Source organism: uncultured Roseobacter sp. (assembly GCF_947493125.1).
GTDB lineage: Bacteria > Pseudomonadota > Alphaproteobacteria > Rhodobacterales > Rhodobacteraceae > Roseobacter.
Window position 1 is genome coordinate 196,848 of record NZ_CANLQB010000002.1, and the last position, 13,965, is coordinate 210,812.

Consider the following 13,965-nt stretch of genomic DNA (forward strand, 5'->3'; position numbering starts at 1 on the left):
GGAAAGACCGGAAGGCCCTTGTGATGTTCAACAGTATTCGCACAACCCGCTGGCGGAATAAAATCTTCAACGCGCATGTCGCATTCTTTGTCTCCGCCGTCTTGACCTGGCCGATCATGGCCGAGATGGAGCTCTTCGAGGAATTCTATGAATTCTCCCGCGCGCATGAAGACTGGGATCTGGACGAACTGGCGCTGCTCGTGGTCAACCTCACCGTGGCGCTGATCTTGTCGTCGATCTATCGCGCGCGTGTGTTGCGTAAGGTCATGCGCGAGCGCGCGCAGGAGTATCAGCGGGCCGAGCGCAATGCGCGGCACGACCCGCTCACCGGGCTGATGAACCGCCGGGCCTTCGCCGCCTCCATGCAGGAAATCGAGGCCGACCCCAACAGTGCGGGCCGCTATATGGCGATGATTGATCTGGACCGCTTCAAGCCGATCAACGACGTGCAGGGCCACGCCGCCGGCGACGCACTTCTGCAGGGCGTGGCCGAACGGCTCGAAGCCATGCTGACGCCGTCCGATACCATCGCGCGGCTCGGCGGCGACGAGTTTGCCGTGATCTTCGATCCCAAACGCAATTCCGCAACCGTCGAGCGCATCGCCCGGCGGCTGCTGCACGCCATGGAAAAGCCCTTCGAATTCCAGGGCACCGCGCTATATATAAGCTGCAGTGTAGGTCTCGCGCATTGGGTCGGCGGCACCTGCCACTCCGACGCGCTCAGCCAGGCGGATCGCGCGCTCTACACCGCCAAGAAGGATGGCCGGGCCCGCTTTGCCTGGTATGACGCCGAACTCGACACTCAATCGACCGAGCGCGCCCAGATCGAGGCCGAGTTGCGCGAAGCCATCACGACCGGCCAGATCGAGCCCTGGTTCCAGCCCATCGTCGATATCGAAAAACAATATATCACCGGCTTCGAGGTGCTGGCCCGCTGGCACCACCCGGAGCGCGGGACAATCTCCCCCGCCGTCTTCATCGAGATCGCCGAGGACAGCGGCCAGATCAGCGCGCTGGGCAACAGCCTGCTGCGCCGGGCCTGCACAGCGGCCAACGACTGGGATGCGCGCCTGTCCATGTCCTTCAATGTCTCGCCGCTGCAGTTCCATGATCGCTCGCTGGTCGATGACATCAAAACCATTCTGCAGGAAACAGCGTTCGATCCGACCCGGTTGACCATCGAGGTCACGGAACGCTCGGTCATTCGCGACTTCTCCTCCGCGCGCGAAAAGCTGGATGCGTTGAAAGCCATCGGCATCTCCGTGGCGCTCGATGACTTCGGCACCGGGTATTCGAGCCTGGCCAGCCTGCGGCAACTGCCCTTCGACCGCATCAAGATCGACCGCGGGTTTGTCACCGACATCGGCGGTCAGCCCCAGAACCAGAAGATCGTGACGGGCATCATGTCGCTGGCCCGCGGGCTGGAGCTCGACGTGACCGCCGAAGGGATCGAATCGCAGCAGGACCTCGCGTTCATCAAATCGCTGAACTGTGGCCTCGGTCAGGGCTTTCTCTTTGACAAAGCGGTCTCCGCCAGCGACGTCTCCTGGCTGCTGGAAACCAAGTGGAGCGATCTGAAGGTCGACGATCCCGACAGCACCGCGACGCAGCCGCCGGACAGCAAAGCAGGCTAGAAACAGGGCAGCGGGTCAGGTCACCACGCGCAGCGTCAGGTTGATCCGCCCGCCTTTCGGCAAAAGCGCGCTCGATCCGAACCGGATCCGGTCCACCCCGTGATGGGCCAGCCGCGCGGCCCCTCCCATCACCACCACATCCCCCGACTGCAACCAGATCGACCGGGTCTTGCCACCCCGGACGGCGCCCCCCATGCGAAAGAGCCCCTCGTCCCCCAGCGAGACAGACACCACAGGCCAGTCATAGCTCGCCTCGTCCTTGTCCTGGTGCATCCCCATCCGCGCACCTTCGCCATAGTAGTTGATCAAACAGCACTCCGGCCTGCGCTCCAGCCCGGTCAGCGCGTCCCAGATGCCGATGATCTGCTCGGGAATGGCAGGCCAGGGCGTGCCATTGGGGTGCGCGGCGGCATAACGATATCCCTGCCGGTCGGTGATCCACCCATAGCGCCCGGCCGCCGTCATCCGCACCGACATCGGCTTGCCGCGCGGCGTCACCGGCGCCACGAAGGGCGCTTTTGCCACAACCTCGCGCAGCGCTGCCACCAGCGCCTCCTGCGCAGGCCCATCAAGGTAAGATTTGTAAATGTCGAACCCCGCGACCGTCAGATCTGCCACGTGCCTCCGCCTCTCGCTGAAAATGCGCCGTCCGTGCCGCAAGAATCCCTAAAAGACACTGGTTCTAAAGGTTGCAGCGCCCGGGACCCCTCCTTATATACGCTGCGAACCGCACGAAGCGACCCGCTTCATGTGTTACCAGATCGGGGCAGCGGCGCCATAACGGGCCACTCGCTCCGTGTCATCGCCTTGAAGTTAAAGAGGGATCAAAACATGGCCAAAGTCATTGGTATCGACCTGGGAACCACCAACAGCTGCATCTCCATCATGGATGGCAGCCAGCCCCGCGTCATCGAAAACTCCGAAGGGGCCCGGACAACCCCGTCCATCGTCGCCTTCACGGATGACGAGCGCCTCGTGGGCCAGCCCGCGAAACGGCAAGCCGTCACCAACCCCGAAAACACCATCTTCGGCGTCAAGCGTCTGATTGGCCGTCGGTTCGACGATGCGGATCTCGCCAAGGACAAGAAGAACATGCCGTTCAACGTCATCGACGGCGGCAACGGCGACGCCTGGGTGGAAGCCAAAGGCGAGAAATACTCGCCCAGCCAAATCTCCGCCTTCATCCTCGGCAAGATGAAAGAGACCGCCGAGAGCTACCTCGGCGAAGAGGTGACCCAAGCGGTCATCACCGTCCCCGCCTACTTCAACGACGCCCAGCGCCAGGCCACCAAGGATGCCGGCAAGATCGCGGGCCTCGAAGTACTGCGCATCATCAACGAGCCGACAGCGGCGGCATTGGCTTATGGCCTCGACAAAGAGCAGACCCAGACCATCGCGGTCTATGACCTCGGCGGCGGCACCTTCGACGTGACCATCCTCGAGATCGACGATGGCCTTTTCGAAGTGAAATCCACCAATGGCGACACCTTCCTCGGTGGGGAAGACTTCGACATGCGGATCGTCAACTACCTCGCCGATGAGTTCAAGAAAGAGCATCAGGTCGACCTGACCCAGGACAAGATGGCCCTGCAGCGTCTGAAAGAGGCGGCTGAGAAAGCCAAGATCGAACTCAGCAGCTCGAGCCAGACCGAGATCAACCAACCCTTCATCTCGATGGGCGCCAATGGTCAGCCGCTGCACATGGTCATGAAGCTGACCCGCTCCAAGCTGGAAAGCCTCGTCAGCGACCTGATCAAGAACTCGATCAAACCCTGCCAGGCGGCGCTGAAAGACGCGGGCCTTTCCGCCTCCGACATCGATGAGGTCGTGCTCGTGGGTGGGATGACTCGCATGCCGAAGGTGGTCGAAGAGGTGACCAAGTTCTTCGGCAAGGAGCCCCACAAGGGTGTGAACCCGGATGAAGTGGTCGCCATGGGTGCCGCCATCCAGGCCGGTGTTCTGCAAGGCGACGTCAAGGACGTGGTCCTGCTCGACGTGACCCCGCTCAGCTTGGGCATCGAAACCCTCGGCGGTGTCTTCACCCGCCTGATCGACCGCAACACCACGATCCCGACCAAGAAGTCGCAGATCTTCTCCACCGCCGAAGACAATCAGAACGCGGTCACGATCCGGGTCTTTCAGGGTGAACGGGAAATGGCGTCCGACAACAAGATCCTCGGCGCCTTCAACCTCGAAAACATCCCGCCTGCCCCGCGCGGCATGCCGCAGATCGAGGTGACCTTCGACATCGACGCCAACGGTATCGTGTCGGTGGGCGCGATGGACAAAGGCACTGGGAAAGAACAGAAAATCACCATCCAGGCCTCGGGCGGTCTCTCCGACGAGGATATCGAGAAGATGGTCAAGGACGCCGAGGAGAACGCGGAGGCCGACAAGGCCCGTCGCGAGCTCATCGAGGCGAAAAACCAGGCGGAAAGCCTCATCCACTCGACCGAAAAGTCGATGGAGGAGCATGCCGACAAGGTCGACCCGACCACCATCGAGGCCATCGAGCTGGCGATTGCCGCGCTCAAAGACGAGCTGGAAACCGACAATGCCGACAAGATCAAGTCGGGCATCCAGAACGTGACCGAAGCGGCGATGAAGCTGGGCGAAGCCATCTACAAGGCGGCGCAGGAAGAGGGCGAAGACGTGGCCGAAGCCACAGACGAGCCTCGCGCGGACGATGACGACATCGTCGATGCCGAGTTCGAAGATCTCGACGACGACAAGCGCGCATAAGCGGCGCGTAACCCGGAACCACTGCATAGGCCGACCCCCGGGTCGGCCTCTCACGTTCCAGTAAGGGGACCATCGGATGGCAAAACGTGACTATTACGACGTGCTGGGTGTCGCCAAAGGCGCGTCAGCGGACGAGATCAAGAAAGGCTATCGCCAGAAGGCGAAGGAGCTGCACCCCGACCGCAACAAGGACAACCCCAACGCCGAAGCTCAGTTCAAGGAGGCCAACGAGGCCTATGAGGTCCTGAAGGACGCCGAGAAAAAGGCGGCTTATGACCGGTTCGGCCACGCAGCCTTCGAAGGCGGCATGGGCGGCGGCGGCGGGCGCCCCGGAGGCGGCGGTTTTGGCGGTGGTCAGGGCGATTTCGGATCGGCCTTCTCTGACGTCTTCGACGATCTCTTCGGCGACTTCATGGGCGGCGGACGCGGCGGTGGCGGACGGCGCGCCGCGCGCGGGTCAGACCTGCGTTACAACCTGCGGGTCACGCTGGAAGAGGCCTATAGCGGGCTGCAGAAAACCATCAACGTGCCGACCTCGGTCAGCTGCGACAGCTGCAAGGGCTCCGGCGCCGAAGGCGGGGCCGAACCAACGCAATGTCCCACCTGCTCCGGCATGGGCAAGGTCCGCGCGCAGCAGGGCTTCTTCACCGTGGAGCGCACCTGCCCGACCTGTTCCGGCCTTGGCCAGATCATCAAGAACCCCTGCAACAGTTGCCAGGGCGCAGGCCGGGTCGAGAAAGACCGCGCGCTCAGCGTGAACATTCCCGCAGGCGTCGAAACCGGCACCCGCATCCGCCTCGCCGGCGAGGGCGAAGCGGGCATGCGCGGCGGGCCGTCGGGCGATCTCTACATCTTCATCGACGTGGCCGAGCACGAGCTCTTCACGCGCGAGGGCAGCAACCTCTTCTGCCGCGTCCCGGTCTCGATGGCCAAGGCCGCTTTGGGCGGGTCGATCGAAGTGCCGACCATCGACGGCGGGCGCGGGCGCGTGCAGATCCCCGGGGGCAGCCAATCGGGCCGCCAGATGCGCCTGCGCGGCAAGGGCATGCCCGCCCTGCGCGGTGCGGGCTCGGGGGACATGTTCATCGAACTGGCCGTCGAGACCCCGGTCAACCTGACCGCCCGCCAGAAAGAATTGCTGGAAGAGTTCGAAGAGCTGTCGGAGAACAACAACCCCGAGACCTCCAGCTTCTTCTCCTCGGTGAAGACTTTCTGGGATTCGATGAAAGGGTAAATGGCGTCTCGGAACGGCTCCGGTGGAGCCTTTCAGCCGTGAATGGGCGGAGCCCCGATAAACCGCCCCCTATCTCCCCAACACTCACCCAAAGGTGGCCTGAAAGCCCACCTTACCTGCCGGTCCATAGGGTCGTGTTGGCAGGTGGGGTGGGCTTTCAGGCCACCCCTGGTGTTGCACATCTCAACGTTTGACCGCGCGCAGCGCACCGACGTGATACCGACGTAAAACCGACGCGATACAGACATCACACCGACAGCGGTTTTGGGCCCGGATTAACCAATCGGAAACCATGCTTGCGCACAGTCGATCTCATGAGTCGTGATCCCCATATCTTCGCCGAATCCGCCCTGCCGTTTCTGCTCGACGAAGCAGAGCCTTTGCCACTTCCAAGCGGCACTACCCCCTCTTACATCGCCGATCATCGCAAACGCCTCCGGCACCGTTTCATGCAGGGCGGTGCCGCTGCGATGCCGGACTACGAGTTGCTCGAACTGGTTCTGTTCCGCGCCATTCCCCGCCGCGATGTCAAACCCCTCGCCCATGCACTGATGGACCGCTTCGGCGATTTCAACCGGGTCGTGACTGCGCCAGTAGAGCGTCTGCGCGATATCTCTGGCGTGGGCGATGCAGTGATCACCGAACTGAAAATCATGGAAGCCGCCGCGCACAGGATGGCCCGCGCCCGCGTGATTCAGCAGAATGTGGTCAGCAGCTGGGACGCGCTGCTCGACTATTGCCATACCACCATGGCGCACCGCGAGACCGAACAGTTCCGCGTGATCTATCTCGATCGCAAGAACGTCGTCATCGCGGATGAAGAGCAGGCTAAAGGCACGGTCGACCATGTCCCCGTTTACCCCCGCGAGGTGGTCAAACGCGCGCTGGAGCTCAACGCCAGTGCCTTGATTCTCGTGCATAATCACCCATCCGGCGACCCCACACCCTCCCAGGCAGACATTGCCATGACCGACCAGATCAACAACGCCTGCCTCGCCCTCGGGCTCACGCTGCACGACCATCTGATCATCGGAAAATCGCGGGAGCTCAGCTTTCGCAGCGACGGCTATCTCTGAGTCTCAGCGCACCCAGACCTCGACCCGTCGATTGGTCAGCCGCCCCCACGCGCTGCCGTCACAAGCCATGGGCATCGCTTCCCCGAAGGCATCAATCTCGAGTGTCACCTGGTCTACATCCGCCGTTTCCGCAGCCGCGATGACCGCGCGACGGACCGCCTCGGCGCGCTGCAAGGCGATGCTCTGATTAGCAATCGCGGGCCCTTCCCCGTCGCTGAAGCCAACGAACACCAGCTTGCGGGCGTCATAGCGCCCTTGCTCCAGAGCGCGGGCCAACTGCTGCACATTGGACCGAGACTGCGCGTCCAAACGCACAGAGCCCGCCTCGAACCGGAAGGATGTGGTGAGCCGCTTCATGGGAGACAACAGGCTCACCATACGCTGCAGTTCCGTCAGCGCGATCTCGTCGCCCGCCGCCGCTATCGCGTTGGCCAGGCGATTCCCCTGATCATCCAGCGGGACTTCCTCCGGAGCCTGATCCACAAAGCCCGCGCGCCGGGTCACGATCTGAGCGGATGGCCCTCCCGTATAAGCCAGAAACTCGCGCGCAATCTTCGGCAAGCGGCGCGCCGGACGGTAGAGAAACATCGGCGCGGTTAGCGGATAATCCTCTGTCTTGATCGTGCGCCGCGTGGCACGGAGCGCCCGGCCGCATCGCCCAGCCAGCGTCAGCGCTTGGGCATTGCCGACCTCGGCAAAACTCACCAGGCCTAGGGCAAAGGCGTCGGAGGCAACCTTCGCTGATAGCTCGATCCCGCGGGCATGGCGGACCACGTTGGGCGACATCTGCAGACCCGCGGTGATGATGATCTTGTCTTCAATGGCCTGACCCAAACCCGTTCTTTGCGCGGGCGCATGCAGACTGATCGGCGCATCCGGCCCACCCAAATCGGACCAGTTGGTGATCTGACCGGCATAGGCCCGCGCCAGATCAAGCGGCGAGATACGGCGCACGGGATTGTTGGGCGCGACAATCGGGACGATCCCGTCAAGCGCCACCACCCGGCTGCGATTGTCCTCGGTCATGTCGCCCATTCCAGCCTCTTCCGCGCGCATATGCTCGTCTGCCCGGATCTCGCGGAGGGCCATGACGATATCGGCCTCATTGGCCAGAAGATCGGCGAACCCCTCGTCGGTGTTGGTGACGCGAAACGCAAAGACGGCAGCCAGTTTTCCGGTCTGCTCGTTGGTCAACCGATAGCTGAAATGGGTCTTGTCCTCCACGCTCCGCTCGGCTGTGTAGCCATTGCGCAGAGCAAAACCTTCGATCAGCGCGGGCATCAAAACAGCGCCCATGGTCGCGGAGCCAGAGATGCTCAGCTCTGCGACAAAATCCTGAAGGTTTGGACAGCCGGGCCCATCGCAGAGTACCCCCGACCCATCCACCGTCAGTTCCCCGTAAATCGTATCGACGCGATAGAACTCACCGTCAAATCCGAGAAGAGTTCCGGTCAGCTCGATAGTTCCATCCCGCGAGGTCAACGTCACATCCTGCGCCGAAGCCGAATGGCAAAGCGTCGATAGAAGAATTGCAGCGCCCGCAGCTGCACGCCTCAATCTCATAATAAGACCCTCGACGCTGTGTCGTTCGACGCGACTGTCGGGTCTCGGGGCGGATTATTCAACACCTGAAAGTCCCAACCGCCCATCGGGAGTGGCGGCAGCAAGGCTCTGCGGCAATAGCGCGCTTCCGCTTCGCGGTTTCGGACCCGTCTCCAGACGTATTCAGTGCGGCCTATAACTCGACAGCCACGGTATGCTCCATGCGTGAGACGCATGCGAGGCGCGGACCAACACGATAAGCCGGAAGCCGCACCAGTCACGCTTGCAGAAAGCCGCCTTCTAAACGAGGCGACCGTGACAGTGCTTGAATTTCTTTCCCGATCCGCACGGGCAGGGTTCATTCCGGCCGGGGTTGCCCCAGGTAGATGGATCGTCTTCGACGAAGCCATCTGCCGTATCTCCCGACGTGGCAGCCACAGCCGCACCCCCCGCAGCGGACACTTGTGCTGCCTGCTGCGCGCGGATCTGCTCAAGCATCTGACGCTGTTCTTCTTCGGAGAGAGGCCGGATTTGAGCAAGCTTCTGAGTCACATCCGCACGCAGCCCGTCGAGCATCCCTTCAAAAAGCTGAAACGCCTCGTTCTTGTATTCATTCAGCGGATCACGCTGCGCGTAGCCACGAAAGCCGACAACCGAGCGCAGATGCTCGAGGGTCAGCAGATGTTCGCGCCACTTCGCATCGATCACCTGCAGCAGGAGTTGCTTTTCGATGTTGCGCATGTTCTCCGAACCGAACTGCTCGGCCTTCTCGGACATGAACGTATCTGTTGCCTGCACCAGACGGTCTCGGATCGCTTCATCGTCGACACCTTCTTCCTCGACCCAATCCATCACCGCTACGTCGATACCCAACTGCTCCCTGACCGCAGTGTGCAACCCTTCGGAATCCCACTGGTCCGCGTAGGTGTTGGGGGGCAGATACTGGTCGATCATGTCGTCGATGACCTGATGACGCATATCGGTGGTGATCTCGCTGAGGTCAGCAGCCTCCATGATATCCCGACGCTGGGTGAAGACGACCTTCCGCTGTTCGTTCATCACGTCGTCGAACTTCAGAAGCTGCTTGCGAATATCGAAGTTGCGCCCCTCGACCTTGGCCTGAGCACGCTCCAGCGATTTGTTCACCCACGGATGCACGATCGCCTCGCCCTCTTTGAGACCAAGGGTCGTCAACACTTTCTCAAGCCGCTCTGAACCGAAGATGCGCATCAGGTCATCTTCAAGGCTCAGGTAGAAGGAGGAGCGTCCGGGGTCACCCTGACGGCCCGACCGCCCGCGCAACTGGTTGTCGATCCGGCGGCTTTCGTGCCGTTCGGAGGCCAGAACATAGAGGCCGCCCGCTTCGAGTACCTTCGCCTTTTCATCGGCGTGTTGCGCTTCGACCTTGGCACGGATCTCCTCGGGGTCGGCCTCCGGGTCCGCTGCGATGGCGTTCATCACCTGCATATCGACGTTGCCGCCAAGCTGAATGTCAGTCCCGCGGCCCGCCATGTTGGTCGCGATGGTCACGGCGCCGAACTTGCCCGCATCCGCGACGATCTGCGCTTCCTGCTCATGCTGCCGCGCGTTGAGCACGTTATGCGCGATCCCGGCCTCGGTCAGCATCTTGCTCAGCGCCTCGGACTTCTCAATCGAAGTCGTACCGACCAGGACCGGCTGGCCCTTGGCATTGCTCTCCTTGATCTGGTCCAGCATGGCCGAATACTTCTCGCGGACAGTGCGGTAGACCTGATCATCCTCGTCCACCCGGGCGATGGGCCTGTTGGTTGGCACTTCCACCACGCCAAGGCCGTAGATCTCCTGGAACTCCTCTGCTTCGGTGAGCGCCGTGCCCGTCATGCCTGCAAGTTTGTCGTAGAGGCGGAAGTAGTTCTGGAAGGTTACCGAGGCGAGCGTGACGTTCTCGGGCTTGATCGGCACGCCTTCCTTGGCCTCGATCGCCTGATGCAAACCATCGGACAACCGCCGACCCGCCATCATGCGCCCGGTGAACTCGTCGATCAGCACCACATCGTCATCGCGCACGATGTAGTCCTTGTCGCGCTGAAATAGTTTATGCGCGCGCAGGCCCTGGTTGATATGGTGCACGATGGTGGTGCTTTCGGGGTCGTAGAGCGTCTGACCCTCCTCCAGCATCTCCCGTTGACGCAGCAGATCTTCGAGGAACTCGTTGCCCTCATCGGTGAAAGTCACGTTGCGGGTTTTCTCGTCGAGCTCGAAGTGGTCTTCTTCCAACTCGGGGATCACCGTGTCGATCACCTTATACATGTCCGAGCGATCCTGCGCCGGCCCAGAGATGATCAACGGTGTGCGTGCCTCGTCGATCAGGATGGAGTCCACCTCGTCCACAATCGCGAAGTTGTGATGCTTCTGGAAGATCTGGCTCAATTCGGACTTCATGTTGTCGCGCAGATAATCGAACCCCAGTTCGTTGTTCGTGGCATAGGTGATATCGCTGCTGTAGGCTGCGCGCTTGTCCTCCTCGGACATCTCTGCGTGCGCCACCCCTGTACTCAGACCCAGCGCTCCGAAGACCTGCCCCATCCAGGCCGCATCCCGCTTGGCGAGATATTCGTTCACGGTCACGATGTGAACGCCTTTGCCGGTCAAGGCGTTCAAATAGGCCGCGAAGGTCGCGGTCAGCGTCTTGCCCTCACCCGTCTTTTGCTCTGCGATATTGCCCTGATGCAGGAAAATGCCACCCATCAGCTGGGTATCGAAGGCGCGCAAGCCCAAAGCACGGCGCGCCGCCTCACGGCAATTGGCAAAGGCTTCCGGCAGCAGGTCATCAAGGCTCTCACCGCCCACGGCACGCTCACGCAGCTCTTCCGTCTTCTCCTTGATGCCGTCGTCGCTCAGCTGTTCAAAGTCCGGCTCAAGTGCATTGATCTTGTCGATGAGAGGGCGGGTCGCTTTGATTTTGCGGTCGTTTGGCGTTCCAAAGACCTTTTTCGCGAGTGTTCCGATGCCCAGCATGCGTTCTCCAGCCGAAGTTCAAGTATTGGCGCTGATCTGCTTGCTCGTCTGCGACACAGCCCATAGATAGAAAAGGATCGCAGCACCCTGGCCGCGCCCATAGGGCGATGTAAGGGTCACGCCAAACCGTGTCAATGTCGTGCTCAATCGCGACGCAGCCCAAGGACAAATCCATGACGAACCACCTAAGACGACTGGCGAGCGCTGCTCTTGTGGCCAGCCTCGCGACCGTGTCCTTGGCCCAGGACCAGACAGAGGCCGACGCGCCGGACGCGGAGACAATCGTGGCCACGGTCAACGGTGTCGAAATCACCCTCGGCCACATGATCGCCGCGCGTGCGACCCTGCCGGAGCAGTATCAGCAGTTGGACGACAAGGTGCTCTTCGACGGGATCCTCGAACAGCTGGTTCAGCAAAGTGCCTTGGCCCAGACGCTGGAAGGCGAGGCTCCGCTGCGCATCACCAAAGCGCTGGAGAATGAAGAGCGGTCTTTGATGGCGGGTGAGGTCGTGGAAGGTGTCCTGCGGGACGCAATAACCGAGGACGCTCTGAAGGAGCTCTATGATCGCCAGTTCGGCGACATCGATCCGGAGGAAGAGTACAACGCATCGCATATCCTCGTCAAAACCGAGGAGGAAGCCATTGCCGTGAAGGAGACCATTGATGGCGGCGCGGATTTTGCGGCCACGGCCCGCGATAAATCCATTGGGCCCTCGGGGCCGAATGGCGGTGAGCTTGGCTGGTTCAGTTCCGGCATGATGGTGCCGGGTTTCGAAGCCGCAGCCATTGCGCTGAGCGCGGGAGAAGTCTCCGACCCGGTCGAAACCCAATTCGGCTGGCATATCATCAAGCTCAATGAAACACGTCAGGCGGAGATCCCGAGTCTGGAGGACGTTCGTGCGGATCTGACCCAGGAACTGAGCCAGATCAAAGCGCAGGAGGCCATCCGGTCCGCAACTGAGTCGGCGGATGTTCAGGTGCGGGCGGATGTGGAGATTGACCCCGCAATCCTCAAACAGACCGACCTTCTGGACTAAGACCGATGGCTGCCAAGACCGGGGTGTCGCCGCTGGCACCCAAGGAGTTTCCCGACCTGCCTGTCGTGGAGGGTGTCAGTTTCGCAACCGTCGCCGCCGGGGTGCGCTATCAGGGGCGCGACGATGTGATGCTGGCCAAGCTGGCTCCGGGTACCCGGATCGCCGGGGTCTTTACGACGTCGGCCACGCGGGCGGCTCCTGTTCTGGACTGCCAGGACAAACTGGGGCTGGTTTCAGCAGACGGGGCCGCAATCCTGGTCAACTCAGGCAACGCAAATGCCTTCACCGGCCGCAATGGCCTGGATGCCGTTGCGACCATCGCATCGGCGACGGCCGCCGCCTGCGCAGTCCCGGAGACGCGCGTTTTCACTTCGTCGACGGGTGTGATTGGCGAGCCGCTGCCCTTCGACAGGATCACGTCGCATCTGCAGACCTTGTCCGACACGGCCGATGCAAAAGCCATCAAGTCCGCTGCGATGGCGATCATGACGACGGACACCTTCCCAAAGGGTGCGTGCGCAACGGTCGACACGTCGGCAGGCGAAGTCAGGATTGTCGGCATTGCAAAGGGATCGGGGATGATCGCGCCGGATATGGCGACGATGCTGGTCTATATTTTTACCGATGCGGTTATCGAGCAGGATGAGTTGCAAAGCCTCGTTGCGACCCACAACGCGGGAACGTTCAACTGTATCACCGTCGACAGCGATACCTCAACCTCCGATACTTTGCTCGTTGCCGCGACGGGAGCATCGGGCATCGACGTCAGCGGACGTTCCGACTTCTCGGACGCGCTCAGGGCTGTGATGCTGGGGCTGGCCCACCTCGTCGTGCGCGATGGCGAAGGCGCCACGAAGTTTGTGGAAATTGCGGTCAATGGAGCTGCCGACGACGAGGATGCCAAGACGCATGCGCTGTCGATTGCAAACTCACCGCTGGTGAAGACGGCAATTGCCGGTGAGGATCCGAATTGGGGTCGGGTCGTCATGGCCGTCGGAAAGTCCGGCGCCGCCGCAGACCGCGATCGGCTGTCGATTCAATTCGGAGACGTCCTGGTTGCCGAGAACGGCTGGGTCAGCGCCGGATATGACGAGGCAGCAGCGGCGGCTCATATGAAAGGTGAAAATCTCAGAATTGCGGTCGATATCGGGATCGGGCCTGGCCAGGCCACGGTTTGGACGTGCGATCTGACGCATGGCTACATCGACATCAACGCCGACTACCGGTCCTGACCGATGAACACGGTTCTTGTCTCCGCCGTCGCTCTGATTGACGTGGATGGGCGCGTCTTGATCGCGCAACGGCCGGAGGGAAAATCCATGGCGGGGCTGTGGGAGTTTCCGGGCGGCAAAATCGAGCCGGGCGAAACACCGGAATCAGCACTAATCCGCGAGTTGCACGAAGAGCTTGGTATTGACACGTGGAAGTCATGCCTTGCGCCGTTAACCTTCGCGAGTCACAGCTATGATGATTTTCACCTTCTCATGCCGCTCTTCGCGTGCCGTAAATGGGAAGGAACTCCGATTTCAAAGGAAAATCAAGATCTTAAATGGGTGAAACCGACGACCCTAAAAGACTATCCAATGCCTGCAGCGGATCTCCCCCTTATTCCGATACTGCGGGACTGGTTGTAAGTATTAACGCCTAGGTCGACGTCATTTGCGGTTTTTCGCCTATAAGAAGAATTTCTCAAAAATGTTTAT

General features: G+C 61.3%; 10 protein-coding genes. 7 read left to right on the forward strand and 3 right to left on the reverse strand.

The genetic code is table 11. The features are described 5' to 3' along the window. Positions 1-23 precede the first annotated feature (23 nt). Positions 24-1,634, forward strand: coding sequence for an EAL domain-containing protein (locus Q1A71_RS04750; RefSeq protein ID WP_299672347.1), 1,611 nt, complete (start codon positions 24-26; stop codon positions 1,632-1,634). A 15-nt stretch (positions 1,635-1,649) separates the two neighbouring features. On the opposite strand, the gene Q1A71_RS04755 is transcribed toward Q1A71_RS04750, so the two are convergent. Continuing rightward, positions 1,650-2,252: an alpha-ketoglutarate-dependent dioxygenase AlkB gene (locus tag Q1A71_RS04755; protein ID WP_299672349.1), complete on the reverse strand. Its 603-nt coding sequence runs from the start codon at positions 2,250-2,252 to the stop codon at positions 1,650-1,652. Between the two features lie 213 nt (positions 2,253-2,465). Between Q1A71_RS04755 and dnaK the strand changes: the two genes are divergently transcribed. The 3 genes from dnaK to radC all read left to right on the forward strand — a co-directional run bounded on the left by dnaK (position 2,466) and on the right by radC (position 6,686). Beyond that, positions 2,466-4,376, forward strand: coding sequence for a molecular chaperone DnaK (gene dnaK / locus Q1A71_RS04760; protein ID WP_299672351.1), 1,911 nt, complete (start codon positions 2,466-2,468; stop codon positions 4,374-4,376). 76 nt (positions 4,377-4,452) lie between these two features. Continuing rightward, the gene (gene dnaJ / locus Q1A71_RS04765) at positions 4,453-5,610 is read left to right on the forward strand and encodes a molecular chaperone DnaJ (RefSeq protein WP_299672353.1); all 1,158 of its coding nucleotides are present in this window, start codon (positions 4,453-4,455) and stop codon (positions 5,608-5,610) included. Positions 5,611-5,924: 314 nt separating this feature from the next. Further along, positions 5,925-6,686, forward strand: coding sequence for a DNA repair protein RadC (gene radC / locus Q1A71_RS04770; RefSeq protein WP_299672355.1), 762 nt, complete (start codon positions 5,925-5,927; stop codon positions 6,684-6,686). A gap of 3 nt (positions 6,687-6,689) precedes the next feature. On the opposite strand, the gene Q1A71_RS04775 is transcribed toward radC, so the two are convergent. Together Q1A71_RS04775 and secA are read right to left on the reverse strand one after the other, a co-directional pair. Further along, a complete protein-coding gene (locus Q1A71_RS04775; protein ID WP_299672357.1) occupies positions 6,690-8,249 on the reverse strand; it encodes a substrate-binding domain-containing protein in 1,560 nt (519 codons plus the stop codon). A 279-nt stretch (positions 8,250-8,528) separates the two neighbouring features. Next, a complete protein-coding gene (gene secA, locus Q1A71_RS04780) occupies positions 8,529-11,225 on the reverse strand; it encodes a preprotein translocase subunit SecA (RefSeq protein WP_299672359.1) in 2,697 nt (898 codons plus the stop codon). A 173-nt stretch (positions 11,226-11,398) separates the two neighbouring features. On the opposite strand from secA, the gene Q1A71_RS04785 reads away from it, so the two are divergent. From Q1A71_RS04785 to Q1A71_RS04795, 3 genes are read left to right on the forward strand one after another with little or no spacing between them, the layout of a single operon-like run. Next, positions 11,399-12,262: a peptidylprolyl isomerase gene (locus Q1A71_RS04785; protein WP_299672361.1), complete on the forward strand. Its 864-nt coding sequence runs from the start codon at positions 11,399-11,401 to the stop codon at positions 12,260-12,262. 5 nt (positions 12,263-12,267) lie between these two features. Continuing rightward, positions 12,268-13,494, forward strand: coding sequence for a bifunctional glutamate N-acetyltransferase/amino-acid acetyltransferase ArgJ (gene argJ / locus Q1A71_RS04790; RefSeq protein ID WP_299672363.1), 1,227 nt, complete (start codon positions 12,268-12,270; stop codon positions 13,492-13,494). A 3-nt stretch (positions 13,495-13,497) separates the two neighbouring features. After that, complete coding sequence (locus Q1A71_RS04795) at positions 13,498-13,896, forward strand: (deoxy)nucleoside triphosphate pyrophosphohydrolase (RefSeq protein ID WP_299672365.1); 399 nt, start codon at positions 13,498-13,500, stop codon at positions 13,894-13,896. Positions 13,897-13,965 lie beyond the last annotated feature (69 nt).